The following is a 23,488-nucleotide window of genomic DNA, read 5'->3' as shown; positions in this document are numbered from 1 at the left end:
TTGGTGGAATGTCCGATCCGGTGCTGGCCCCTGTAATGAACGGCCACGGTACCCCCTTCGTGGAGCTTGACCGAGCCGACTGGGCGGCTCTCGCGCCGACCACGCTGCTGCCGCTCAAGGAGACCGAGATTGTGCAGTTGCGAGGCCTCGGCGAGCCGCTCGATATCAACGAGGTGTCGGATGTCTACCTTCCGCTAAGTAGGCTGCTCAATCTCTACGCGGCGAACGCGCGCAAACTGCATCGGGCAACGAGCGGGTTCCTCAGTCAGCACGCCCGCCCTACTCCGTTTGTGATCGGTGTAGCCGGTTCGGTCGCGGTCGGCAAGTCGACCACCGCGCGTTTGCTGCGGGAGATGCTGGCCCGCTGGGACGACACCCCCCGGGTCGAGCTCGTCACGACCGACGGTTTTCTGTTTCCTAACGCCGAGCTTTCTCGCCGTGGGCTGATGGAACGCAAGGGATTTCCCGAGTCTTACGATCGACGGGCCCTGCTGCGCTTCGTGAGCGCGGTCAAGAGCGGTGCCCCCGAGGTGCGGTCGCCGTTTTATTCGCACCTGAGCTACGACATCGTGCCCGACGCGCAGATCGTTGTGCGCCAGCCGGACATTCTCATCGTAGAGGGCCTCAACGTGTTGCAGCCGCCCGGGCCGGGCCACGGCCTCGCAGTGAGCGACCTGTTCGACTTCACGGTCTATGTGGATGCCCGCACCCAGGACATCGCCCGCTGGTATGAGGAACGCTTTCTCAAGCTGCAACGCGGCGCGTTCGCGAACCCGAACTCGTTCTTTCACCGTTACGCCGCTCTAACGGAGGACGAGGCCCGCGCCAAGGCGCGCAGCATCTGGACCAGCATCAACGAGCCCAACCTGCTGCAGAACATTCGCCCAACCCGGTCGCGGGCGACACTCGTGCTGCGAAAGGACCCCACGCACGCCGTCTCGAAGGTGCTCCTGCGCAAGGTCTGACCCTACAAATCTCCGGTCCGCTGCGACCGGAGAGCGGGCCTGGAAACGGTGCCCCCGATAGAGCATGGGCTTGGTTTCGGGGTCCGGACCCGGTGCACCGAAACTACAGGGCCAGACGGTCGCGCACTACGTCGGCGAGGGAGTGCGCCAGACGGTCGGCGGTCGGCTGATCAGCAGCCTCCACCATGACGCGCACCATGGGCTCGGTGCCAGAAGGGCGCAGCAGCACCCGACCGGTGTCGCCGAGTTCGGTCTCCGCGGCCACGACAGCGTCAGCAATAATCTGATCATCAGCGAGACCCCTGAGGTTCACTCCACGCACGTTCACCAGAATCTGCGGATAGACCGTCATAACGGATGCGAGTTCCGCGAGCGTTTTACCGGTGCGCGCCATTTCGGCCACGAGGTGCAGCCCGGTGAGAATGCCGTCGCCGGTCGTCGCGAACTTGGTCATGATGACGTGGCCGCTCTGCTCACCGCCGAGCGAATACCCGTGGGCGTTAAGCTCCTCGAGCACGTACCGGTCGCCGACCTTGGTCTGCACCATGGCGATGTCGTTGGCTGCCATCGCTTTGCGCAAGCCGAGGTTGCTCATGACTGTGGCCACGAGCGTACGGTCTTTGAGCACACCGCGCTCGGCCATCGACACGGCGAGGATGGCCATGATCTGGTCGCCGTCGACGATATTGCCCTCGCGGTCCACCGCGAGGCAGCGGTCGGCGTCGCCGTCGTGAGCGATTCCGATGTCGGCACCGTGCTCGAGCACGGCACGCGCCAGGTTGTCGAGGTGGGTCGACCCCACGCCATCGTTGATGTTGAGTCCGTCAGGGTTGGCGCCGATCACGGTGAGGCGAGCGCCGGCATCCGTGAAGACCTGCGGCGAAACTCCGGCAGCAGCGCCGTGGGCGCAATCGAGCACGACGTGAATGCCGTCGAGGCGGTGCGGCAGTGTGCCGAGCAGATGCACGACGTAGCGGTCTTCGGCGTCGGCGAAACGACGAATGCGTCCAACGTCGCCGGCGATCGGCATCAGGGTGTCGCGTCCAATGTAGGACTCGATGCGGTCCTCGACGTCGTCGGGAAGTTTGGTTCCGCCAAAGGCAAAGATCTTGATGCCGTTGTCGGGCGCCGCGTTGTGTGAGGCAGAAATCATCACACCGAAGTCGGCACCGATGTCGTTGATCAAGAAGGCAGCAGCGGGCGTCGGGATGACTCCGGCATCGAGCACGTCGACACCGCTGGAGGCCAGGCCGGCCGAGACGGCAGCCGTCAAGAATTCACCGGAAATTCGCGGGTCGCGGGCGACCACAGCAACGGGCCTTCGACCCTGTTCGAGGCGTGCTTGAGCACGACGACCCTTGGTCAGCACTGCGGCGCTGGCCTGGGCAAGGCTCAGGGCCAGGCCAGCCGTGAGATCACGGTTGGCCAAGCCCCGAACGCCGTCCGTGCCGAACAGACGAGTCATATCGTCGTCGGCAATCGGGTTAGCGCTTGCTGAACTGAGGTGCCTTACGGGCCTTCTTGAGTCCGGCCTTCTTACGCTCCTTGACTCGAGCATCACGGCTGAGGAAGCCGTTCTTCTTGAGGATGGCGCGGTTATTCTCTTCGTCGATCAGGTTGAGGCAGCGCGCGATGCCGAGGCGAAGCGCGCCGGCCTGGCCGGACGGGCCACCACCGGTGATGCGGGCGATGACGTCGTACGAGCCGAGAAGGTCAAGAACCTTGAACGGGTCGTTGATCAGCTGCTGGTGCAGCTTGTTCGGAAAATAGTCGGCGAACTCGCGGCCGTTGACAACGATCGTGCCGGAGCCGGGGACGATGCGCACGCGGGCGATGGCCTGCTTGCGACGGCCAACGGCTGCGCCGGGAACGTTGAGGACGGCGCGGGGCGCCTTGGTTACGGTTTCGGCCGGAGTCTCGGTGGAGTAGCTCTCCGGAGCCTGGTCAATCTGGTCTGCGATCTTCGCCACGATGATGGGAATCCTTTTTATCTAAGAGTCGAGAAGTCTGGTTGCCGGCGCTACTGCGCGACCTGGCTGAGGGTGTACGGCGTGGGCTGCTGAGCGGAGTGCGGGTGCTCGGAACCGGCGTAAACCTTCAGGTGGGTGAGCTGGGTGCGACCGAGCGAGTTCTTCGGCAGCATGCCGCGAATCGCTTTCTCAACCGCACGGGTCGGGTGCTTCTCGAGCATCTCGGAGTAGTTCGTCGCCGTGAGTCCGCCCGGGTAACCGGAGTGGCGGTAAGCGATCTTCAAGTCGAGCTTCTTGCCGGTAAGGGCAACCTTCTCGGCGTTGATGATGATGACGAAGTCGCCACCGTCCATGTGCGGTGAGAAGGTGGCCTTGTGCTTGCCGCGCAGCAGGATTGCCGCGTGGCTGGCCAGACGTCCGAGGACGATATCGGTGGCATCGATGACTACCCAGTCGTGCTGGAGTTCGCTTGCCTTGGGGCTGTAAGTGCGCGTCACTAGTGTGCTGCTTTCTGCTTTTTCGAACGGAGGTGTTCGTGAATCCCGCTCCGGGCGTGTTCTCGTGAGGAGAACGCTGTCGATGGAGGGCTCACGTTCGGGTGCCGTGCTGCAACGCACAGACACCAAGGATAAACACTAGTCTCAGAGTGTTGCGGGCGCAACTTTGGCAGCGACCGGCAGCGACCGCCGGTTGCGGGTGGCGACGGCGCGCAGCGCGAGTTCGGCGTCTTCCGGGTAGCCGACGTCGATCAGCGTCAGGCCGTGCGCTTGCATCACCTTGAACTCGCTGATGCGGTGTTTGTCGAAGTGCAGGTGCGCGAGGGTGCTGCCGTCGAGTCGCCCCTCTCCCACGGCAACGCAGGCGCCGACCATGGCGCGCACCATGCTGTGGCAGAAGGCATCCGCTTTGATGGTCGCGATAAGGAGCCCGTCGTCATCGCGCCGCCAGCGAAAGTCCTGCACGGTGCGGATGGTCGTGGCACCGGGTCGGGGCTTGCAGTAGGCGGCGAAGTCGTGCAGGCCGACCAGGGTCGCCGCCGCTGCGTCCATCGCAGCCAAATCGAGTTTAAACGGATGCCACGTGGTGCGCAGTCGCTGCTGCGGGTCGTGCAGCGCGAGGGGGTCGGCGAGGCGGTACTCGTAGCGGCGCCACATAGCCGAGAATCGGGCGTCGAAACCGCCGGGCACGACCGTGGCGCGGCGCAGCACGATGTCGGGCTTGGTCACCAGGATGCCGCCGAGGCGGCGCAGCACTGCGGTGCCAAGGTCGACCGGCGGGCGATTTCCGGTACCGCGCTGGATGCGCACGAGGGAGTGTGCCTGCTCGGCGGTGAGGTCGAAATGGGCGACCTGCCCGCGGGCGTGCACCCCGGCATCCGTTCTACCGGCGACGATCAGAGTGGGGTGCGGGGGAAAGCTTTGCAGAATTCCGGCGAGCCCGTTTTCGATGTCGGCCTGCACGGTGCGAAAGCCTGGCTGGCGGGCCCAGCCGGTGAAATCCGTGCCGTCGTAGGCGAGGTCAAGTCTGATGCGCGTGGACCCTGGCGCGGCATGACCGGCGCGGGGTACAAAATGATTCACAAGGGTAAGCCTAGGCGGCGCGTGCGGGTTATCGTTGAATCCGCCCCCGCCATGACCCCCGTGCGCGTGGCACGTGAATGTTCACCTTGCCCATGACCCGCCCTGTCGCACCGTCTCCCATTACCGGGAGGACTCCGTCGTCGACCGGCGCCGCCGTGCTCGAAGAACCCGTGATCGGGCCGGACAACAATCCGGCCCTGGCTGCCACAACACCGGCCGCGCGCAGCGGCCGTCTAGCCGGTCTCGATGGGTTGCGTGCCCTCGCTGTGATCGCCGTCGTGCTCTACCATTTCTTTCCGGTACTGCTACCCGGAGGCTTCATCGGCGTCGACGTCTTCTTTGTGATCAGCGGTTTTCTCATCACGGGCCTGCTCGTCTCCGAGCACACCCGCACCGGGCGCATCTCGCTGCGACGGTTTTGGCAGCGGCGCGCCCGGCGTCTGGTGCCGCCGCTCGTACCGGTCATTCTGATCAGCTGCACCGTGGCATTTTTGATCGGCGGTGATGTTCTCGTCGGCCTCGGCGCCCAGCTGCTCGGCGCCACGACATTCGGTTATAACTGGGTGTCGATCGCGACGGACAACAGCTATTTCAGCGTGAACGAGCCCGAGCTGCTGCGCAATCTCTGGTCGCTCGCCGTCGAGGAGCAGTTCTACCTGGTCTGGCCGTTGATGCTGCTAGCCGTGCTGCTCCTTCGCCGCCCGCGCCTGCGGCTCGCCATCGTCACCGCACTATTCGTCGCCTCCGCAATCTGGATGAGCGTGCTGTATCAGCCGGGGACCGACCCGACCCGGGTTTACTACGGCTCGGACACGCACAGTTTCGGACTGTTCGCCGGCGCCGCCCTCGCCCTGCTGCTGCGCCGTCCCAGTGGGCAACGCAACGAGCTGCCCCGACTGCGGCCCTGGCTCGGCGCCGCTGCGATCGGGGCGATCATCGCGTTCGCCATCTGGCTGCCCGAAGACGGCGGCATCACCTACCGCGGCGGGCTCGTCGCTGTGAGCCTGGCCACAGCACTAGCCATCTGGGCCGGAGTGCGTGGCGGCCGATTCGGCCAGCTGCTCGACGCGACGCCGCTGCGCTACCTCGGCGAACGTTCCTACGGAATCTACCTGTGGCACTGGCCGCTGCTCGTTTTGGTGCAGCTACTGTGGCCGACCGGCGGCCTGCTGCCGATCGGGCTGCTCGCCACAGCGATCACCCTGGTCTGCGCGGGCTTGTCTTACCGCTGGCTGGAGCAGCCGATCCGGCGAATCGGCCTGCGCGGCAGCATCCGTTGGATCGGTGCGCTCGTGACCGGCCCCGCGCATCGACGCCGGTTGGTCGCGGCCGCCGCGACTTTCTCGTTGCTGCTGGTCGGCGGCACCACGGCCGCTGTCGTGGCCGCCCCCGCCCAGACCACGGTGCAACTGCGCATCGAACGCGGCCAACGGGCAGTGGATGCTGCGGCGCGCGCCGCCGCGCAGGCTGCGGCCGCCGAGGCGGCCCGCCAGGCCACGGCAACTCCGGCCCCGGCCGAGAGGCTGATCACCGCTGTCGGCGACTCGGTCATGCTCGCCTCGGCTCCCGAATTGCAGTCCACCCTCACGGGCATCACGATCGATGCTTCGGTGTCGCGCGGAATGTATTCCGCTGACGACATATTGCTGGCGCTCAAGGCCGCTGGTCAGTTGCATTCGGTGGTCGTGATCGGGCTCGGCACCAACGGCCCGATCACGGCGAGTGAGCTGGTCGACATTCTGCGCATTCTCGGCCCGGACCGGCAGCTCGTGCTCGTGAACGCTTACGCCGAACGCGATTGGACCGACGGGGTCAACGCGACCCTGGCCGAATTCGCTTCGGGCAACAGGCGGGTCGAGCTCGCCAACTGGCACGACACGATCGCCGGGCACCTCGATCTGCTCGCCGGCGATCACGTTCATCCGGGCCCGCGCGGCGGTCAGCTCTACGCCGACGAGGTGCGTGCGGCGCTGGAGCGTCTGGCCGCACTACCGCCGCTGCCCGACATGAGCTGGCTGCTGCGCGACGCCGACGCGCCCACGGTCCCGCCGTACCGCTGAGAGCCAAGACCAAGCGACGACGTACCGCCCAGCAGCCGTACACGCGTGAATGTGGGCGGCTCCGCCCGGCTGAGAATCAGAACTCTTGCGTGTAAGCCATCTTGCGATGCGTGGGCACGAAACCCATGCCGGTGTAGAGGCCGAGGGCTCCGGTGGGGCTCGCGGAGTCGACCGCCAGAGTCACCCGCTCGTGGCCTAAAACACGGCCTGCCCCAAGCTGGGCAGCCAGGAGAGATTGCGCGATATGGCGACCGCGCCATGCGCTTAAAACGCCGACCAGGTCAATATAGCTGCCGGTGAAACCCTGACTGGCCCAGACGTTCTCGTTCGCGGTCGACAGTACGAAGCCGACGACTTTCTCCACACCCTCGGCATCTGTCGCGTGGGCGACGAACGACAGGTCGGGGCGAAACCATTTTCCGCCGACGAAGGCGTTCCAGTTTTCGTCGCTCATCGGCTGGCTGGCCCAGTGGTCCATGAAGGCATCGTCGCGGCAGCGATGCACCGCCGCCGACAGATCGGAGGTATATGCCGAAATTTGAATACCTTCGGCGGGCTCGATGACGCGCACCGGGGTATTTAAAGCACGTTCGAGGGTGAGAAAGTAGCGAGCCAGAGTCAGGCCCGCGTGCTCGAACAGGTGTGAATTCTGCGGCGAGCGTTCGTCGGCGTAGGTCAGGATCCAGCCAGGGAGGGTCTTCGGCGACGAGGCGAGCTGCTGCTTCGCCCGCGCCAGTTGCCAGGCCAACAGCTGGCGACCGATTCCCCGACCGCGAAGTGACGGGTGCACCCCGCCGATCGGCATCGAGCGCACCAGGCTCACTTGGCGCGGCGGAAACATGACCATGGCGACAGCAACGATACGGCCGGCCGCGTCGATTCCGACGAGCGAGTCGAGCTCAGCGTGAAAGTGAGAGTAACCGAAGTCGGCGGCGATCGCACCGCGGGCAGTGAGGTAGTTGGGGTGGTCAACCTCGCCCATGGCCTGGCGCAGCTGCCAGATACCGTCGATGTCATCACCGGTGGCGGCACGCCACGAGGAGACATCGGGATGCACAGGAAGAACGGGAGCCCCAACAATCCCCACGCGTTCGGCCAGTGAAGTCGTATAGTCGCCCATATCTAAACCCTATCTTCACGCGAGAGCGGGTGAAAGGATGCCTCACGCTAGCTGAAGCAACCGCTTACCCACTTTCGCGAAAAAGGGGTGCAAAAAAGGGGGGCCAACTTTCGTCGGCCCCCCCTTCGATGGTGGTGCTACTTCTTGTCGGCCTCGACGGCAGCGTCTTCAACGGCTACGTCTTCAACAGCTGCGTCTTCAGCCACGACGTCTTCAGCAACGACGTCTTCGACAACGACGTTCTCGGACCCGATGGGGGTCGCGGCAACGGTCGCGGTCTTGGAGGGCTTGACCTTGGGGGTCAGAGGCTCGAGAACGAGCTCCATCTGCACCATGGAGGCGTTGTCACCCTTGCGAAAACCGAGCTTCGTGATGCGGGTGTAGCCGCCCTGACGCTCGTTGACCTGCGGGGCGATAACCGTGAACAGCTCGTGCACGACGGTCTTGTCGGTGATCGTCGCGAGAACGCGACGACGGGCGTGCAGGTCGCCGCGCTTGGCGAACTGCACCATGCGCTCGGTGAGCGGACGCAGGCGCTTGGCACGGGTCTCGGTCGTCTTGATCGACTTGTGGGTGAACAGGGCCGCGGCCAGGTTCGCAAGCATGAGGCGCTCGTGCGCCGGGCCGCCACCGAGACGGGGGCCCTTTGTGGGCTTAGGCATTGGTAATCTCCAGTATCAAAAAATCGAAAGGCAGCGGGAAGCGCGAGCCTTAGTTGGTCTCTTCTTCGTAGCCGCTGTAGAAGTGCGCACCGTCGAATCCGGGAACCGAATCCTTCAGTGACAGGCCGAGCTCAACGAGCTTGTCCTTCACTTCGTCAACCGACTTCTGCCCGAAGTTGCGGATGTTCATCAGCTGCGTCTCCGACAGGGCGACCAGTTCGCTGACGTTGTTGATGCCTTCGCGCTTGAGGCAGTTGTACGAGCGCACCGACAGGTCGAGGTCTTCGATCGGAATCGAAAGCTCGGTCGAGAGCACAGCGTCAACCGGCGCTGGGCCAATCTCGATGCCCTCGGCGGCGGTGTTGAGCTCGCGGGCCAGACCGAACAGCTCGGTCAGGGTGCGACCAGAAGATGCGATAGCGTCGCGCGGCGAAATGGCCGACTTGGTCTCCACGTCAACGACGAGGCGATCGAAGTCAGTGCGTTCACCGGCACGAGTTGCCTCGACACGATAGGTCACCTTGAGTACGGGCGAGTAGATCGAGTCGACCGGAATCTGGCCGGCTTCGGAGAACTCGTTGCGGTTCTGGGTGCTGGAGACGTAACCACGGCCACGCTCAATGGTCAGTTCGAGTTCGAACTTCGCCTTGTCATTGAGGGTTGCGATGACCAGTTCCGGGTTGTGCACCTCGACGCCGGCCGGAGCCGAAATGTCAGCGGCTGTAACCTGGCCGGCACCCTGCTTGCGCAGGTACGCGGTGATGGGCTCGTCGTGCTCGCTCGAGACGACGAGGCCCTTGATGTTCAGGATGATCTCGGTGACATCTTCCTTCACACCGGGAACGGTGCTGAACTCGTGCAGCACGCCATCGATACGGATGCTGGTTACAGCAGCGCCCGGAATCGAGGAGAGCAGAGTACGGCGAAGCGAGTTGCCGAGGGTGTAGCCGAAGCCAGGTTCGAGCGGCTCGATGATGAACCGTGAACGGAACTCCGAGATGTTCTCTTCGGTGAGCGTTGGACGCTGTGCAATAAGCACTGTTGATTCCTTTCGGCTAAGTGTCCGCTATATGACACTTGCAATGACGAGGGTGTGAAAAGTTGAAAGAAAAGAGTCCCGACGGGGCTCGGCAACAATCAAGTGCCGGGCCCGTCGAGATGACAGCGAGTACTTTAGACGCGGCGGCGCTTGGGCGGACGGCATCCGTTGTGAGCCTGGGGCGTCACGTCGTTGATCGATCCGACCTCGAGGCCAGCGGCCTGCAGCGAACGGATCGCGGTCTCACGGCCTGAGCCGGGTCCCTTGACGAAGACGTCTACCTTCTTCATGCCGTGTTCCTGCGCCTGACGGGCGGCCGATTCGGCGGCCAGCTGTGCGGCGAAGGGGGTCGACTTGCGCGAACCCTTGAAACCAACCTGGCCCGACGAGGCCCAGCTGATGACGGCACCGGTCGTGTCGGTAATCGACACGATCGTGTTGTTGAAGGTGCTCTTGATGTGGGCCTGGCCCACAGCAATGTTCTTCTTTTCTTTCTTACGCGGCTTCCGTACGGCCGACTTGGGTTGTGCCATGAATTTCTCCTGAATCCTAAAGGCGTTAGCGGGCTAGGCCGAGGCCTAGCGCGCCTTCTTCTTGCCGGCTACGGTGCGCTTCGGGCCCTTGCGGGTGCGAGCGTTGGTCTTGGTGCGCTGACCGCGAACGGGCAGGCCCTTGCGGTGGCGGATGCCCTCGTAGCTGCCAATTTCAACCTTGCGGCGGATGTCGGCGGCAACCTCACGGCGGAGGTCACCCTCAACCTTGAAGGTGCCCTCGACGTAGTCGCGAAGAAGGACGAGCTGGTCGTCACTCAAATCCTTGACGCGGATGTTTCCGTCGATTCCAGTGTCGGCGAGGGTCTTGAGGGCCCTCGTACGGCCAACACCGTAAATGTATGTCAATGCAACTTCCACGCGCTTATCGCGCGGGATGTCGACGCCGGCTAGACGTGCCATTGTGTCTCCTGTTTAGTGATGGAGGTCTGTAACAGTTCCTGTACACCGGCCTCCAACCGATGGTGTCACCCCGAAGAGCTCCCGGAACTGCTATCTAGCTGTGCTTATTTACTGCGGATACTCAGGTAAATCTCGAAGGGAGATTAACCCTGGCGCTGCTTGTGACGCGGGTTCTCGCAGATGACCATCACGTTGCCGTTACGGCGGATGACCTTGCACTTGTCACAGATCTTTTTAACGCTGGGCTTGACCTTCATGGTGATTCCTTGTTTTTCGCTGTCTTCGTACCAACGGGATGCCGTCGGCCGTTACTTACAGCAGTCGTTACTTGTAGCGGTAGACGATCCGGCCGCGGGTCAGGTCGTACGGGCTCAGCTCAACGATCACGCGGTCCTCTGGAAGGATACGGATGTAGTGCTGACGCATCTTGCCCGAGATGTGGGCAAGAACTCGGTGGCCGTTTGACAGCTCAACGCGAAACATCGCGTTGGGCAGAGCTTCGACTACCGCGCCCTCGATTTCGATGACACCGTCTTTTTTGGCCATACCCTCACTGTCGCTCTGTATTGAATGCTGGTCACGCGGGATTGGTGCCAGACACGCCACGAAAGACGGCACCAGACACCAAGGATCAATCTTATGGTACGAAATTGCCTTTTGGCAATTCAGTCCTATAATCGACCGGCGCCGGCGCGCCAGGACCGCCATCGGACGACGTTGGCTGCCTGCGAAATGCGCGAAGCGTTATCTCGCGTTTACCTCCTGTTTACCTTGCGGTCGGTCGGCGGTTACCTGCCTTGTTTAACCTCGTTCTGGGTCAGCACCGGCCCACGCACCAGCAATCATGTCTTGTTCTCCATCTTGAAAGGGATTCACGTGAACTTCAAGCGTTTCGGCCGCCCCGCGGTCATCGCCATTGCCGCAGGCCTCGCACTCTCCTCCTGTGCAGCAAACGAAGGCGATGTTGCCACCACCGGCGACGGTGCATCTGCTAGCACGCTCACCGGCACCCTGAACGGCGCCGGCGCCTCCTCCATGGACGCCGCCCAGCAGGCCTGGATCGCCGCGTTCCAGACCGCCAACAACGGCGTGACCATCAACTACGAGCCCTCCGGCTCCGGCGGTGGCCGCGAAGCCTTCATCGCCGGCGGCACCGACTTCGCCGGCAGCGACTCCTACATGAGCACCGAAGAGCTCGCGGGCACCTTCGCCTCTTGCGCTCCCGACTCCAAGGCTGTCGACCTTCCGGTTTATATCTCCCCCATCGCCGTGATCTTCAACGTCGACGGTGTTGACGAACTCAACATTGACGCCGACACGCTCGCCAAGATCTTCTCGGGCGCCATCACCAGCTGGGACGACGCGGCCATCGTTGCGCTGAACCCCGACGCGACCCTCCCCTCCGAGGTCATTCACGCCGTACACCGCTCAGACGACTCGGGTACCACCAAGAACTTCACCGATTACCTCGGCCAGACCGCACCCACCGTCTGGACCGAAAAGGCGTCTGACACCTTTCCGTTCGGCGGAGAAGGCGCCAAGGGCACCTCGGGCGTCGTTGACGCTGTCACCAACGGCACGAACATGATCGGCTACGCCGATGCATCGCAGGCCGGAACGCTCAGCACCGCCAAGCTCATGGTCGGCACCGACTTCGTCGCTTACACCCCCGAGGCCGCGGCCGAAGTTGTCGCCGGATCGCCCCTCGTGGCCGACCGCGCAGCCGATGACCTCGCGCTTGACCTGAACCGCAAGACCACCAACCCGGCGGAATACCCGCTGGTTCTGGTGAGCTACGCGATCGTCTGCAACGAGTACGCCGATGCTGCGCAGGGCGAGCTCGTCAAGGCCTACATCGAGTTCATCTCCAGCGCTGCCGGCCAGGCCGTTGCTGAAGAGCACGCCGGTGTCGCGCCGCTGTCTTCCGAGCTCGAAGCCAACGTCGCCGCGGTTCTCGCGACCGTCAAGTAGCACCTGAACACACCTGCCCGGTCCGCTCTCGCACAACTGCGTGGGCTGATCGGGCAGACTGGGGTGTGCACGTCTTCTTGAATGACGCTCGCAGCCCAATACCGATACCCCGCATCAGGATTTCACCATTTTTTTGTTTTCTAGGGAGACCCCGGCATGACCACAGTTGCCGCCACGAACGTCAAGGCCAGGCAACGACCGGGTGACCGCATCTTCTCCTCGGCTACCGTCATTGCCGGCAGCCTGATTCTTGCCATGCTCGCCGCCGTGGCACTCTTCCTCCTCGTGGAGAGCCTGCCGGCGTTCGTCGCCGCACCCGATGATTTCAGCGGCGACGTGACCAACTTCTGGTCCTACGTGGGCCCGCTGGTTTTCGGCACCATCTACTCGGCCATCCTGGCCCTGCTCATGGCCGTGCCCGTCGCCATCGGCATTGCGTTGTTCATCTCGCACTTCGCCCCGCGCAAGCTCGCTCAGGGGCTCGGCTATCTGGTCGACCTGCTCGCCGCCGTTCCCTCGGTGGTCTTCGGGCTCTGGGGCATCGGCGTACTCGCCCCGATGGTGCAGCCGTTCTACACCACCCTGGTGGAATGGTTCGGGTGGTTCACCCCGTTCCAGGGCCCCGCCTCGGGCACCGGACGCACCATCTTCACGGTCGCCATTGTGCTCGCCGTCATGATTCTGCCGATCATTACCGCCATCTGCCGCGAAATCTTTCTGCAGACGCCGCTACTGCACGAAGAAGCCGCCCTGGCCCTCGGTGCAACGCGCTGGGAAATGATCCGCATGGCGGTACTGCCGTTCGGACTGCCCGGCATCATCTCCGCCTCGATGCTCGGCCTCGGTCGGGCTCTCGGTGAGACCATGGCAGTTGCCATGGTGCTTTCCCCCAGCTCGGAGGTTATCTTTCAGCTGTTCACCGCTCAGAATTCGAACACCATTGCCTCGAACATCGCGTTGAACTTTCCGGAGGCCCACGGCGTCGGCGTGAATATTCTGCTGGCCACCGGCCTCGTGCTGTTCGTGGTCACCCTGCTCGTGAACATGCTGGCCCGAGTCATTATCAACAGCCGTAAGGCATTTTCGGGAGCCAACTGATGACATCCGTTTTGGAAGCTTCCCCGCTGACCAACTCGCTCACCGCCGGCAAGCTACCCCGGCGCTCCTCGCTCTGGATTCTGCTGGCCAGCTGGGCCGTGTCGGCCGCGTTCTTCGCCATGCTCTTTCTGTCGGGGACCGTTGATGGTTTCAACATCGTGGGCACGATCGTGTTCGGCACGGTGCTGTACTGCGTGGCGATCTACGTGCTGTCCCGCCTGGTCGAGGGCTCGCGCAAGGCCAAAGACCGCTTGATGACGGCGCTTGTGACCGCGGCCTTCATCATCGCGCTGCTGCCGCTCGTGTCGATCATCTACACGACCGTGGTCAACGGGCTACCCGCGTTTCTGACGCCGACGTTCTTCACCTCCTCGCAGCGCAACGTGGTCGGTGCCGGCGGCGGCGTGCTGCACGCCGTCATCGGCACGCTTCTGGTGACCGGCATGGCCACGCTCATTTCAGTGCCGATCGGGCTGCTGGCGTCGATCTACCTGGTTGAGTACGGCCGTGGCAAGCTCGCCAAAGCCATCACCTTCTTCGTCGACGTGATGACCGGCATCCCCTCGATCGTCGCCGGACTGTTCGCGTTCGCACTGTTCGCGCTGCTGTTCAACGACCCGGGTATTCGCTTTGGATTCGGAGGCGCAATTGCCCTGTCGGTCCTGATGATTCCCGTGGTGGTGCGCTCGAGCGAGGAGATGCTCAAGCTCGTGCCGAACGAACTTCGCGAGGCTGCTTTTGCACTCGGGGTGCCGAAATGGCTGACCATTCTCAAGGTCGTGCTGCCGACATCCATTGCCGGAATCGTCACCGGCGTCATGCTGGCGATCGCCCGCGTGATCGGTGAGACCGCGCCGCTGCTGATCATCGCCGGATTCACCTCGAGCATGAATTACGACCTGTTCGGTGAGCGCATGATGACGTTGCCGGTGTTCGTCTATACGCAATACGCCAACCAGGGAGCGGATTCGCAGGCGTACGTCGACCGGGCCTGGGCCGCGGCGCTCACCCTGATTGTGATCGTCATGGCGCTCAACGGACTAGCCCGCCTGATCGCCTACTGGTTCTCGCCCAAGCTGGGCCGCTAACACTTCTTCTTAGAAAGGGACTCATGTCTAAGCGCATCGAAGTCAACGACCTCAACGTCTATTACACCAACTTTCTCGCCGTCGAAGGCGTGTCCATCGTGATCGAGCCCCGCACTGTGACCGCGCTCATCGGGCCGAGTGGCTGCGGAAAATCCACGTTTATACGCACACTCAACCGCATGCACGAGGTCATCCCCGGTGCCCGCGTCGAGGGTGAAGTGCTCATCGACGGCAACAACCTCTACGGTCCCGGCGTTGACCCGGTGCTCGTGCGCCGTCAGGTCGGCATGGTCTTTCAACGACCGAACCCGTTTCCGACCATGTCGATTCAGGACAACGTGCTGGCCGGCGTCAAGCTCAACAACCGACGCATGTCGAAAACGGATGCCGACGACCTCACCGAAAAAGCCCTCCGCGGCGCAAACCTGTGGAACGAGGTCAAGGACCGCCTCGCGCGTCCCGGATCGGGCCTCTCCGGCGGGCAGCAGCAGCGACTCTGCATCGCCCGCGCCATTGCGGTCGAGCCCGACGTGATCTTGATGGACGAGCCGTGCTCGGCGCTCGACCCCATCTCGACGCTCGCCATTGAAGACCTCATCGAGGAGATGAAGAGCGAGTACACGATCGTGATCGTGACGCACAACATGCAGCAGGCCTCGCGAGTGTCTGACCGCACCGCGTTCTTCAATATTGCAGGCACCGGCAAGCCGGGCAAGCTCATCGAGTACGACGACACGACGACGATGTTCTCAAACCCCAGCGTGCAGGCGACCGAGGACTACGTTTCTGGTCGGTTCGGGTAGGTCGCTCGCTGGTCGGAGTCGTGAGTTTCAGGGCATCGACTCAGTAGACAACTTTGGTGGGTGACGCCCGACCTTCACCCACCGAAGTTGTCCACTGAGACCCGTCCGTGGTCAGCTAGCCCGCGAAGAAGTCGGCGCCGTGGGTGACGCGACCGGCCAGGAGCGTCGCGGCGACGGGCATCCGTTCGAAGACTGCGTCGGAGACGGTCAGCGGGTCACCGTCGAGGATGGCAATGTCGGCGACGTCGCCGACGCGCAGGCGGGTGCGTCCGCGGGCTGAGGCGGCGAGTGCCTGGGCGCGGGTCACGACCTGGTCGGGGCGCCAGGGTTCGCGGCCGTCGCTGCGGGCCCGCGACGACGCGGCGCTCATGGCGGTGAACGGGTCGAGGGGTGCGACGGGGGCGTCGGATCCGAATGCGAGTGTCGCCCCGGCGTCGAGCAGTGAGCGCAGGGCGAAAACACGGTCGGCGCCCGCGGCCCAGTTCAGTTCTACGGTGTCGCGGTCGTCGAGCGCGTGCTCCGGTTGCACGCTTGCGATGACTCCTAGGCGGGCGAAGCGCGCAAAGTCGTCGGCCTGCAGAAACTGGGCGTGCTCGATGCGGCCGGCGGGCGCGCGACCGGTCATCCCGATGCGAGCAGCCAGGCTTGCTGGGTCGATGGCCTCGGCGAGGGCGGTGCGGCCGGCGCTGTCGAGGCGGCCGGCGGCGGCCCGTTCGAAGGCGTTGAGCGCGATCGTGTTCGCAGCATCGCCGATCGCGTGTACCGCGGGCAGCAGCCCGGCCGCGTTGGCGTTGAGGAGAATTTCAACCAGCTCGTCTTCACTCACAGTGAGCACGCCATGCCCGCCGACCGGATACTCGTCGACGCAGAACGCCGTGCGGGTTCCCAGCGACCCGTCGATGAGCAGCTTGAGCGGTCCCACGGTGAGCAGGCCGCGGGTGTCTGCGATGCGGTCGCCGGTGTGCATCCGCTCGGCAATGGCGCGGTCGAGGTCGGCCAGGTAGACGCCGGCGTCGATTCGCAGGGAGTCGAATCCGCTGGCGATGCGGCGCTGCCAAACGTCGCGGTTCCAGGTCATTTCGAAGTCGACGACGCCGACGACGCCGCGGGCTGCGGCGCGGGTTCCGGCCTGGGCGGCCAGGGCGTCGACCTCGGCATCGGGCAGCTGGCCGAGCGCAATCGTGAGGGCGAACGCGGCCTGTTCGCGCAGCAGTCCGGATTCGTCGACCCGCACACCGAAACGCTCGGCGGCCGCACTATTGAGCCAGACACAGTGCAGATCGTGGCTGATCAAAGCGGTCGGATGCCCCCGCGTCACCTCATCGAGATCGCGCAGCGTTGGTATGTCGGCCCAGATCGCATCACGAAATCTGACGCCGATCAACGGGGTCGACCGCGCCGCGGCCGTGGCCTGCGCGCGCACGAGTTCGAGGGCGTCGCGAGCGCACGAAGCGGCGGAAAGGTCGAACCGGGCGCCGGTGAGCGCCCACTGGGTGAAGTGCACGTGTTCGTCCCAGAGGCCGGGGATGACGGTACGGCCGTCGAGATCCACGGCGACGGGCGTGCCCGTCGAGCCTGCAGCGGGGGCCGGGGCCGGTCGGGTTGCGTGAGTGCCGGTTGAGTGTGCAGCGACCGGGCGCGTGCTGGCTGAGTCTGCACCGACGACCGCTGTGCTGCTTGGCGTCGTGCTGCTTGGCATGGTGCCGGCAGGCACAATCTGCGTGATGACGCCGCCGGTTATGTGCACATCCGAGAATGAAGTGTCGCCAGGCTGCCTGACGGAGCGCAAAACAAGATCGGGCATGGTTCGTCCGTTCGGTCGAGGGCTGGCGCCGCAACAGTCACCCTACAGCCGAGTGCGCGGCTAGCATCGCCCCGCCATGACGGCCGACGAACTTCTTGAACTGCGCAGCACTGCGGGCGTGCCAAAGTTCGCAACCGCCACATCAGCAAGAATCTAGCACCGAAGGCCAATGCGCCCCGTCAGGTCTGACGCAGCGGGGCAACGCCCGTATTAGGCGTACTTGGCGACCAGAAGCTCGAGGGCGAAGACGTAGCCGAGCAAGCCGGCGCCGGCGATGACGGCATCCGCTTTCTCGGAGATATAAGAGGTGTGACGAAACTCCTCGCGCGCATGCACGTTGGTGACATGCACTTCGACGGTAGGGATGGCGACGCCGACAATCGCATCGCGAATGGCTATCGAGGTGTGGGTGTAGGCCCCCGCGTTGAGGATGAGTCCGGTGGCCACACCACGGGCGCCGTGGATGGCGTCGATGAGCGCGCCCTCGTGGTTGCTCTGAAAAAACTCGACCCGCACGTTCAGCCGGGCGGCCGCGGCAGTGACGCGCGCCTCGAGGTCGAGCAGGGTTTCGAACCCGTACCGCTCAGGCTCGCGCGTGCCAAGGAGGTTGAGATTCGGGCCGTTCAGCACCAGAAAGAGCGGCGGGGGCGAAGTCTCGTTGATCATACGTAATTGTTCCACGGTAAATTTCGCCGCGCAGCGCGGCCAGAGAGCATAACAGTCAGCCGAAATAGGTGACAAATCGTCAATTCCCCGTAGATATCTACGGTAAAGCTCGGTACGGTGAGGCGTTCGAGGCAGACCCGTCGCCTCGATTCGTGCCAAAACAACCGTTCTGACAGGAATTTACTCATGCTCAAGAAGCTCCTCGCCATCACCACACTGGCCGCGCTGACCCTCCTTACCGTGCCGGCCGCAGCATCCGCTGTCACCTACGTTCCCGACGAAAAGTCGTCCCTGGCCGTGACGGGTGCCGCGGTGCCGCCAGATGAAAAATATGTCGGCTACATCGGGCTCGCCTCCACGGGCTACGACACCCCCATGCTCCTACTCGCGGGTGGTGGCGCCGCGCTCCTCCTCGGCCTCGCATTGGTGACCACGAGCAGGCGACAGCGCGCCACCGCCTGATCCGGTTGAACGACGCTGCACAGACTGCTCGCGCTGGTCGATGGCGGCCTTGGCGAGCGGATGCGGGCGGCTCACACGCCGGCTGCGGCATCCGCTCGCCGAACTATGAGTTTCACTCACCGAGTCATGAGTTGCGGGCCGATTTGAGCGGCACACTCATGGGAACAGCACCCCGTTCACGGACTCCCACTTGCGCCCCCAGTGGTTAGGATACCGCCATGGGGAAAATGGGCATGGCGAGACACCACGCGGACTATGCCCGATCCCTGTGGGAATTTCAGATCGTAGTGCTCGGGGCGCTGTTGGTCGTGGGCACGGCCGTGGTGGTGGGCCGCTCGAACACCCTCGACCCGGTGCTGTACGCCTGCGGGGCAGCCATGATCGTGCTCGTGACACTCGCGACCGTTCTGTGGAGCCGCACCGCACTATTTCAGCGGTTGTCACTACTGGTACCCCTGGTGGATATTCTGGGGATCCGTTTAACGGCGCTGGCCGACGATCCCATGCTTTCCGGCGGGGCGCTGCTGCTCATGCTGCCGATCATCTGGATCGCCTATTCCTTCGGCCCGTGGGGTTTCGTGATCTGCCTCACCGTCGTGATCGCGACAAGCCCGAACAACTTTTTCGCGGGCTACGCCGAATTCGACTCCAGGGAGTTCACCCGCCTCGTCGCTTTTCCGCTGACCATGATCATTATGTCGGCGGCAGCGGGGGTGTCGGGCACACGAATCCGTCGTAAACGCCGCGAATTGGCAGCACAGACGGCGCTCACCGAACAGGCGGTGCGGGCCCGTGACGACCTGATCGAGGCGGTCGTCCACGAACTGCGCACTCCGCTCACTTCTATTTTGGGCAACGCCGAGCTGGTGCAGCGCTCGAGCGAGCAGGCACAGACGGTGAAGCGGCGAGCCGGGGTAATTGTGCGGGGCGTCGAGCAGATGGAGACGATCCTCGCCGATCTGCTGCTCGCGCGCAGCACCGGCACCCCTCAGCTAGAGCTGCACCGCGCGGCGACCGACGTTCGGGTGCTGATCGATCATTCCCTGGCTGCGAGCCGTGCTGCCGCCGATGCGCGGCAGGTCAGCATCGATGTCACCGCCGCCGCCTTGGCCTGGGCTGAGGTCGACCCGAATCGCATTCGGCAGGTCTTCGACAATCTGCTCTCCAACGCCGTCAAGTACAACCGCGTCGGCGGCACGGTGACCGTGAGCGAGACACGCGATGGCGACACGGTGACGTTTGCGATTACCGACAGCGGATGCGGAATCGCTGCGGCCGATCGCGCGCGGGTTTTCGAGCCGTACTTTCGCACCGAGTCGGCACGGCTGTCGACCCAGACCGGTACCGGGCTGGGCCTCGGCATCAGTCGCGACATCGCGCGGCGGCACGGCGGCGATCTGCGCCTGGCGCACTCGTCGACTGCGGGCAGCCGGTTCGAGCTCACGCTGCCGCTCACGGCGCTGCCGGTACCCACACCGCTGCGCTCGACCGTGACCGCAGCGGTGTTGACTGGAATCAGCGGTGTAGACACCGATGCCCTTAAAAGCGCCCGCACCTGAGAACCACCGGTCGAACCCAGACCGGCAGCACGCAGCTAATACGCCGATCAGACGGGTAAAGTTCGAGTGGCACGCAAAACGGGGGGCGCCATGACTGAGATCGTTGAACGCGTGGCCGTGGTGATCGAAGATGACGCCGACATTGGCGAGGTGCTCGAGGCCATTCTCATCGAGGCTGGATTCGTCGTGGAGATCGCCCGCACCGGCGCCGCGGGAGTGCAGCTCGTGCAAGACCTGAACCCAACCCTGACGACCCTCGACGTCAACATGCCCGGCATGGACGGTTTCGAAACCCTCAAACGCATTCGCCTACTCACCGACCGGAGCATCATCATGATCTCCGCCCGCTTCGAAGAGATCGACGTCGTGCGCGGCCTGAGCGCCGGAGCCGACGATTTCGTGGCCAAGCCGTTTAGAACCGGAGAACTGCGCGCCCGCATCGACGCCGTGCTGCGACGAACGACGCCTGTGACTGATCTCGATCCCTTGAAAAGCGGCTGGCTGCAACACGACGGCTTGCGCCTCAACCCCGAACGGCGCCTCGTGGAGGTAGATGGGGGATCTGTTTTGCTGACGCGCAGCGAATTCGACCTGCTCGCGAGCCTGATCCAGCCCGGCAACAGGGTGCACAGCAAGGCCGAACTCATTCTGAAGATGCACGGAGAGAGCTACGCCACGAGCGGTCTCGTGGCGGATTCCGACCGGCGATCACTCGAGGTGCACGTGGCCAATGTGCGCAGAAAGATCGGGCACACGAGCTCGGGGGCCGAGCGCATCGAAACCGTGCGCGGCGTCGGCTACCGCCTGGCGGCCGCGGGCTCGTAGCCCGGCGCAGCGCAACCCAACCCGCGTCGGTCGACCTGAGTCGAAGGGTCTGTGACCGAGTTTGCGCTCACTCGTCGGCCAGCAACTGTTCGCGAATGTAAATGTTCGCCGAAGTACTTGCACCGTCGTCCCGTGCCATTGCCTGGAGGTATCGACGATCGGTGGAAGAGAGTGCCTGCACGGCGGGCGCATGAACGAGATCCCCGAGCCGGGTACTGGCTTCCGGGATGGCCCGGTTAGCGTGCCTGGCCGTGATGGTGGCGCTATCGCCCGCGTATCGCCACAGACGACGACCGACGCAGGCAAGCCCGGGCGTGCGTCTTCCGTGATAGTGAGCCTGATCCTCGATTGCATTGAGCGTCGCCGTCTTGCCCGTACCACCGGCGCCTCTGATGAGCATCGCTCGATCTGGAGCGCCAGGGCCATCGGTAATCGCTTCATCGGCTTCACGAATGATCGACCGCCGGCCGACCAGCACAGGTGGCGTGACACCAAAAGTCGGCGTAAACGGAATCGGCCCGCTCATACCGCTCCTCTAAATTTCTATTAATCCGTATCAATTTTATATACCGAGCGTACGCGCGCTCCTTTTTCATGTCGACGCTGCTCACCGTTATGCTCTTCCACGTGTTCGCGGTCATCGCGCTCGCGGTGTGGTTGAGCGGTTCGAAAAACGTATTATTCTTTCAGGGATGCGTCGGAATCAACGGTCAACGCTTTCACACGATCAAATTTCAATCGATGACAGCAGTTGCCGAATGGCCAGCCACCCCAGACACCCTTAGTTTTCAAGACTATTAGCGTCTTTTCATTTTTCAATAGGGCGTCAATATTCTTGTCATGGATTCGCTGGAGAGCCCCCTATGCGCCGAACGCGGACGTGCATATGGCGCTTTCGCGAGTCGCGCAGGGTGCACGCTGCAGTCTCTCCCAGCAGAGTTTTCCATAGGCGCATTCAAGCCGAGGCGAGATGGCTGAGTTCTGCACGCGGCTCGCCTTACCCCGCCCGGTCGAGGTGCGAGGCCCGACGCACGAGGCGCGTGATACGAGCGATCGAGACCAGGCGTGCGAGCAACCCGGCGGCGGCCCGCTACTTGGCCAGGTTCACTCCGGCGTCAGAGGCGAGAACCTTGATGAGAGCGGATGCATTCTCTTCGCCGTATCCGGCGTCAAAGGCTCGCTCGATGGTTGAAACGGTGGCCATCGTGCCCGGTACCGCCACATCGAGACTTTCGGCGAAGTCCTTCACGAGGTTGCCGTCCTTGAGCATGAGCTTGAGCGCAAAGCTTGGGGAATAGTCATCCGCGATAACCGCAGAACCGACACCATCAAAGATTGGAGAGCGAAAGTCGGTGACCGAAAATACGCCGAGAACGTCGTGAAGATTAAGACCGGCTTTTTTCGCGAGGGACAGTGACTCCCCCAGCGCTTCCAGCTGGGCAGCAACCACGAGGTTTCCCACGAGCTTCATCTTCGCGCCATTCCCCGACGGCCCCATGTAGTGCATGGTGGCACTGATCGGCTCCAGCACGACTTTGGAACTTTCGAAGGTCGCTTCATCCCCGCCAACGACGATCCACAGACCTCCGTTGGCCGCCTCTCCCTTGGATCCAAAAACAGGCGCGTCGAGAAAGCGCACGCCGCGCGCAGAAAAGGCCGCGGCTTCAGCTGCGCTGGCGGCCGGGGAGATGGTCGACAGGTCGATGACAATCGACGTGACATCGACGCTCGCCGCAATTCCCCGGGCTCCGAGAACGACATCGTTGACTGCCACGTCGTCGGCCAGGGCATACATCACGAACTCGGCACCGGCGACGGCTTTTGCAATGCTGTCGGCAACAACAACACGCTCCGACGGCAACGCATCGGTCACGACGGTGCTGCGGTTCCAGACCGTAACGTCGTGCCCGCCAGCAACGAGGTTGGCGACCATGCCTTGTCCCATGGTGCCTAAACCGATAAATGCGACTGCGCTCATGTTATTCCTGACTTATAGAAGGGTTCGCGTCACCGGTACGCGAATGATGGGGACTGGGTAGTTTGCGGCGACGATCGGATCGAACAGATCGTCGGTGATTCCCGCCGTCATCTGAGCGAGTGAAAAGACGCGAAAGAGCGCCTGACGCTCAAATTTGGAACTGTCCGCAACGAGAAAGGCAGACGTTGCAATGGAGAGCATCGTTTGTTTCAGCTCTAGCTCGTACCCATTGGTATTGGTGATGCCGTTCGCATTGACGGCATCCGCACCAAACACGGCGACGTCAACCTTGAGTTTCTTCAGTTGAGTGACTGCGTTGTCACCCCAGAGGGTATAGACATTCGGCAGCAACTCGCCGCCCAGAACGACGACGTGCGCATGCTTATGCGTTGCAATTTCGAGGCCAATGCGCAGATCGTTGGTGATCAACGTGAGGCCACTGCGGTTGCTCAGGTGACGGGCGACTTCGAGGGTGGTTGACCCGCTATCGAGGAGCACGGTTTGCCCGTCACCGATTCGTTCGGCCATGGCCGCGCCAATAGCTGACTTTTCGGTGCCATGCTGTCGCTCCTTCACGCTGAAAGGAACGTCCTGCCGCGAAGCCGGCTCCGGTAGCGAGGCCCCACCATGACTGCGTTCAATCGTGCCGAGCTTCTCAAGCTTCTCGAGATCACGTCGAATGGTGGAGGCGTCAACGCCGAGGGCAGATGCGAGGGCGCCAACCTGCTGATATCCGGCTTCTTCAACCATTTTCAGAATGATCGACTGTCGAAGTTTGCTCACGTGCCCCCCGTGCTGAGTCTTTTATAACATTTGCGCGACATATACGGAATTCTTGCACGTTTCTGCGCGAAATTACATATTTCTGCCTAAATCTGTTTGACA

Annotated in this window: 26 protein-coding genes; 10 read left to right on the top strand and 16 right to left on the bottom strand. The window is 63.3% G+C overall.

The genetic code is table 11. From position 1 onward, the window contains the following. Positions 1 to 8 precede the first annotated feature (8 nt). Positions 9 to 965, top strand: coding sequence for a type I pantothenate kinase (coaA, locus tag CXY71_RS13880; RefSeq protein WP_199184311.1), 957 nt, complete (start codon positions 9 to 11; stop codon positions 963 to 965). A gap of 103 nt (positions 966 to 1,068) precedes the next feature. Here coaA and glmM read toward each other — a convergent pair whose 3' ends face one another. From glmM to truA, 4 genes are all read right to left on the bottom strand, one after another. Continuing rightward, positions 1,069 to 2,430 (bottom strand): phosphoglucosamine mutase, encoded by a 1,362-nt coding sequence (gene glmM / locus CXY71_RS13875; protein ID WP_104136400.1) that lies wholly within the window; start codon positions 2,428 to 2,430, stop codon positions 1,069 to 1,071. Between the two features lie 19 nt (positions 2,431 to 2,449). Continuing rightward, complete coding sequence (rpsI, locus tag CXY71_RS13870) at positions 2,450 to 2,935, bottom strand: 30S ribosomal protein S9 (protein ID WP_092107287.1); 486 nt, start codon at positions 2,933 to 2,935, stop codon at positions 2,450 to 2,452. Between the two features lie 50 nt (positions 2,936 to 2,985). Beyond that, positions 2,986 to 3,432 (bottom strand): 50S ribosomal protein L13, encoded by a 447-nt coding sequence (gene rplM, locus CXY71_RS13865; protein WP_092449498.1) that lies wholly within the window; start codon positions 3,430 to 3,432, stop codon positions 2,986 to 2,988. Between the two features lie 144 nt (positions 3,433 to 3,576). Then, complete coding sequence (truA, locus tag CXY71_RS13860; RefSeq protein ID WP_104136397.1) at positions 3,577 to 4,515, bottom strand: tRNA pseudouridine(38-40) synthase TruA; 939 nt, start codon at positions 4,513 to 4,515, stop codon at positions 3,577 to 3,579. 92 nt (positions 4,516 to 4,607) lie between these two features. On the opposite strand from truA, the gene CXY71_RS13855 reads away from it, so the two are divergent. Further along, positions 4,608 to 6,575 carry an acyltransferase family protein gene (locus CXY71_RS13855; protein ID WP_233204643.1) on the top strand — a complete coding sequence of 656 codons (1,968 nt, stop codon included), beginning with the start codon at positions 4,608 to 4,610 and terminating at the stop codon, positions 6,573 to 6,575. A 76-nt stretch (positions 6,576 to 6,651) separates the two neighbouring features. Here CXY71_RS13855 and CXY71_RS13850 read toward each other — a convergent pair whose 3' ends face one another. The 7 genes from CXY71_RS13850 to infA all read right to left on the bottom strand — a co-directional run bounded on the left by CXY71_RS13850 (position 6,652) and on the right by infA (position 10,895). Beyond that, on the bottom strand, positions 6,652 to 7,695 hold the full coding sequence (locus tag CXY71_RS13850) for a GNAT family N-acetyltransferase (RefSeq protein WP_104136393.1): 1,044 nt from the start codon (positions 7,693 to 7,695) through the stop codon (positions 6,652 to 6,654). A gap of 137 nt (positions 7,696 to 7,832) precedes the next feature. Further along, a complete protein-coding gene (gene rplQ, locus CXY71_RS13845) occupies positions 7,833 to 8,357 on the bottom strand; it encodes a 50S ribosomal protein L17 (protein ID WP_104136390.1) in 525 nt (174 codons plus the stop codon). A gap of 49 nt (positions 8,358 to 8,406) precedes the next feature. Beyond that, on the bottom strand, positions 8,407 to 9,396 hold the full coding sequence (locus tag CXY71_RS13840; protein WP_092339419.1) for a DNA-directed RNA polymerase subunit alpha: 990 nt from the start codon (positions 9,394 to 9,396) through the stop codon (positions 8,407 to 8,409). 134 nt (positions 9,397 to 9,530) lie between these two features. Further along, a complete protein-coding gene (gene rpsK / locus CXY71_RS13835; RefSeq protein ID WP_035834641.1) occupies positions 9,531 to 9,929 on the bottom strand; it encodes a 30S ribosomal protein S11 in 399 nt (132 codons plus the stop codon). A 45-nt stretch (positions 9,930 to 9,974) separates the two neighbouring features. Further along, the gene (rpsM, locus tag CXY71_RS13830; protein ID WP_092449488.1) at positions 9,975 to 10,349 is read right to left on the bottom strand and encodes a 30S ribosomal protein S13; all 375 of its coding nucleotides are present in this window, start codon (positions 10,347 to 10,349) and stop codon (positions 9,975 to 9,977) included. Between the two features lie 143 nt (positions 10,350 to 10,492). Further along, entirely contained in the window at positions 10,493 to 10,606 is a 114-nt protein-coding gene (gene rpmJ, locus CXY71_RS13825) for a 50S ribosomal protein L36 (RefSeq protein ID WP_035834639.1), read from the bottom strand. A 67-nt stretch (positions 10,607 to 10,673) separates the two neighbouring features. After that, positions 10,674 to 10,895, bottom strand: a complete 222-nt coding sequence (gene infA / locus CXY71_RS13820; protein WP_035834638.1) for a translation initiation factor IF-1 — start codon at positions 10,893 to 10,895, stop codon at positions 10,674 to 10,676. A 330-nt stretch (positions 10,896 to 11,225) separates the two neighbouring features. On the opposite strand from infA, the gene pstS reads away from it, so the two are divergent. From pstS to pstB, 4 genes are all read left to right on the top strand, one after another. Continuing rightward, positions 11,226 to 12,320 carry a phosphate ABC transporter substrate-binding protein PstS gene (pstS, locus tag CXY71_RS13815; RefSeq protein ID WP_233198288.1) on the top strand — a complete coding sequence of 365 codons (1,095 nt, stop codon included), beginning with the start codon at positions 11,226 to 11,228 and terminating at the stop codon, positions 12,318 to 12,320. Positions 12,321 to 12,476: 156 nt separating this feature from the next. Further along, positions 12,477 to 13,418, top strand: a complete 942-nt coding sequence (gene pstC / locus CXY71_RS13810; protein WP_104136385.1) for a phosphate ABC transporter permease subunit PstC — start codon at positions 12,477 to 12,479, stop codon at positions 13,416 to 13,418. Continuing rightward, on the top strand, positions 13,418 to 14,506 hold the full coding sequence (gene pstA, locus CXY71_RS13805) for a phosphate ABC transporter permease PstA (RefSeq protein ID WP_104136383.1): 1,089 nt from the start codon (positions 13,418 to 13,420) through the stop codon (positions 14,504 to 14,506). Before pstC ends, pstA begins: the two co-directional genes overlap by 1 nt. Before the next feature lie 23 nt (positions 14,507 to 14,529). Further along, entirely contained in the window at positions 14,530 to 15,309 is a 780-nt protein-coding gene (gene pstB / locus CXY71_RS13800; protein ID WP_104136381.1) for a phosphate ABC transporter ATP-binding protein PstB, read from the top strand. A 115-nt stretch (positions 15,310 to 15,424) separates the two neighbouring features. Here pstB and CXY71_RS13795 read toward each other — a convergent pair whose 3' ends face one another. Together CXY71_RS13795 and aroQ are read right to left on the bottom strand one after the other, a co-directional pair. Beyond that, on the bottom strand, positions 15,425 to 17,113 hold the full coding sequence (locus CXY71_RS13795; RefSeq protein ID WP_233204642.1) for an amidohydrolase: 1,689 nt from the start codon (positions 17,111 to 17,113) through the stop codon (positions 15,425 to 15,427). A gap of 210 nt (positions 17,114 to 17,323) precedes the next feature. Continuing rightward, positions 17,324 to 17,779, bottom strand: a complete 456-nt coding sequence (aroQ, locus tag CXY71_RS13790; protein WP_104136379.1) for a type II 3-dehydroquinate dehydratase — start codon at positions 17,777 to 17,779, stop codon at positions 17,324 to 17,326. A 186-nt stretch (positions 17,780 to 17,965) separates the two neighbouring features. Between aroQ and CXY71_RS13785 the strand changes: the two genes are divergently transcribed. From CXY71_RS13785 to CXY71_RS13775, 3 genes are all read left to right on the top strand, one after another. Further along, positions 17,966 to 18,241, top strand: coding sequence for an LPXTG cell wall anchor domain-containing protein (locus tag CXY71_RS13785; RefSeq protein WP_104136376.1), 276 nt, complete (start codon positions 17,966 to 17,968; stop codon positions 18,239 to 18,241). A gap of 233 nt (positions 18,242 to 18,474) precedes the next feature. Continuing rightward, on the top strand, positions 18,475 to 19,800 hold the full coding sequence (locus CXY71_RS13780; protein WP_233204641.1) for a cell wall metabolism sensor histidine kinase WalK: 1,326 nt from the start codon (positions 18,475 to 18,477) through the stop codon (positions 19,798 to 19,800). A gap of 90 nt (positions 19,801 to 19,890) precedes the next feature. After that, complete coding sequence (locus tag CXY71_RS13775) at positions 19,891 to 20,625, top strand: response regulator transcription factor (RefSeq protein WP_104136370.1); 735 nt, start codon at positions 19,891 to 19,893, stop codon at positions 20,623 to 20,625. 67 nt (positions 20,626 to 20,692) lie between these two features. Here the strand turns inward: CXY71_RS13775 and CXY71_RS13770 are convergent, their stop codons facing one another. Then, positions 20,693 to 21,151: an ATP-binding protein gene (locus tag CXY71_RS13770; RefSeq protein ID WP_104136368.1), complete on the bottom strand. Its 459-nt coding sequence runs from the start codon at positions 21,149 to 21,151 to the stop codon at positions 20,693 to 20,695. A 68-nt stretch (positions 21,152 to 21,219) separates the two neighbouring features. On the opposite strand from CXY71_RS13770, the gene CXY71_RS22680 reads away from it, so the two are divergent. Next, on the top strand, positions 21,220 to 21,426 hold the full coding sequence (locus tag CXY71_RS22680; RefSeq protein WP_104136365.1) for a sugar transferase: 207 nt from the start codon (positions 21,220 to 21,222) through the stop codon (positions 21,424 to 21,426). A gap of 289 nt (positions 21,427 to 21,715) precedes the next feature. On the opposite strand, the gene CXY71_RS13760 is transcribed toward CXY71_RS22680, so the two are convergent. Both CXY71_RS13760 and CXY71_RS13755 read right to left on the bottom strand, forming a co-directional pair. Next, positions 21,716 to 22,603 (bottom strand): NAD(P)-dependent oxidoreductase, encoded by an 888-nt coding sequence (locus CXY71_RS13760; protein ID WP_104136363.1) that lies wholly within the window; start codon positions 22,601 to 22,603, stop codon positions 21,716 to 21,718. A gap of 12 nt (positions 22,604 to 22,615) precedes the next feature. Further along, on the bottom strand, positions 22,616 to 23,386 hold the full coding sequence (locus CXY71_RS13755) for a DeoR/GlpR family DNA-binding transcription regulator (protein WP_233198290.1): 771 nt from the start codon (positions 23,384 to 23,386) through the stop codon (positions 22,616 to 22,618). Positions 23,387 to 23,488: the final 102 nt, after the last annotated feature.

The organism is Cryobacterium sp. Y62 (genome assembly GCF_002929785.1).
Taxonomy (GTDB): Bacteria; Actinomycetota; Actinomycetes; order Actinomycetales; family Microbacteriaceae; genus Cryobacterium.
Note: the sequence above shows the minus strand (reverse complement) of the source record. Positions and strands in the feature narration are given on the sequence as shown.

Excerpts from the sequence above, each read along its gene's own strand:
- coaA (WP_199184311.1), top strand. The coding sequence starts at position 9 with ATGTCCGATCCGGTGCTGGCCCCTGTAATGAACGGCCACGGTACCCCC.
- glmM (WP_104136400.1), bottom strand. The coding sequence starts at position 2,430 with ATGACTCGTCTGTTCGGCACGGACGGCGTTCGGGGCTTGGCCAACCGT.
- CXY71_RS13855 (WP_233204643.1), top strand. The coding sequence starts at position 4,608 with ATGACCCGCCCTGTCGCACCGTCTCCCATTACCGGGAGGACTCCGTCG.
- CXY71_RS13850 (WP_104136393.1), bottom strand. The coding sequence starts at position 7,695 with ATGGGCGACTATACGACTTCACTGGCCGAACGCGTGGGGATTGTTGGG.
- rplQ (WP_104136390.1), bottom strand. The coding sequence starts at position 8,357 with ATGCCTAAGCCCACAAAGGGCCCCCGTCTCGGTGGCGGCCCGGCGCAC.
- rpsK (WP_035834641.1), bottom strand. The coding sequence starts at position 9,929 with ATGGCACAACCCAAGTCGGCCGTACGGAAGCCGCGTAAGAAAGAAAAG.
- rpsM (WP_092449488.1), bottom strand. The coding sequence starts at position 10,349 with ATGGCACGTCTAGCCGGCGTCGACATCCCGCGCGATAAGCGCGTGGAA.
- rpmJ (WP_035834639.1), bottom strand. The coding sequence starts at position 10,606 with ATGAAGGTCAAGCCCAGCGTTAAAAAGATCTGTGACAAGTGCAAGGTC.
- infA (WP_035834638.1), bottom strand. The coding sequence starts at position 10,895 with ATGGCCAAAAAAGACGGTGTCATCGAAATCGAGGGCGCGGTAGTCGAA.
- pstC (WP_104136385.1), top strand. The coding sequence starts at position 12,477 with ATGACCACAGTTGCCGCCACGAACGTCAAGGCCAGGCAACGACCGGGT.
- pstA (WP_104136383.1), top strand. The coding sequence starts at position 13,418 with ATGACATCCGTTTTGGAAGCTTCCCCGCTGACCAACTCGCTCACCGCC.
- pstB (WP_104136381.1), top strand. The coding sequence starts at position 14,530 with ATGTCTAAGCGCATCGAAGTCAACGACCTCAACGTCTATTACACCAAC.
- CXY71_RS13795 (WP_233204642.1), bottom strand. The coding sequence starts at position 17,113 with ATGCCCGATCTTGTTTTGCGCTCCGTCAGGCAGCCTGGCGACACTTCA.
- aroQ (WP_104136379.1), bottom strand. The coding sequence starts at position 17,779 with ATGATCAACGAGACTTCGCCCCCGCCGCTCTTTCTGGTGCTGAACGGC.
- CXY71_RS13785 (WP_104136376.1), top strand. The coding sequence starts at position 17,966 with ATGCTCAAGAAGCTCCTCGCCATCACCACACTGGCCGCGCTGACCCTC.
- CXY71_RS13780 (WP_233204641.1), top strand. The coding sequence starts at position 18,475 with ATGGCGAGACACCACGCGGACTATGCCCGATCCCTGTGGGAATTTCAG.
- CXY71_RS13775 (WP_104136370.1), top strand. The coding sequence starts at position 19,891 with ATGACTGAGATCGTTGAACGCGTGGCCGTGGTGATCGAAGATGACGCC.
- CXY71_RS13770 (WP_104136368.1), bottom strand. The coding sequence starts at position 21,151 with ATGAGCGGGCCGATTCCGTTTACGCCGACTTTTGGTGTCACGCCACCT.
- CXY71_RS22680 (WP_104136365.1), top strand. The coding sequence starts at position 21,220 with ATGTCGACGCTGCTCACCGTTATGCTCTTCCACGTGTTCGCGGTCATC.
- CXY71_RS13760 (WP_104136363.1), bottom strand. The coding sequence starts at position 22,603 with ATGAGCGCAGTCGCATTTATCGGTTTAGGCACCATGGGACAAGGCATG.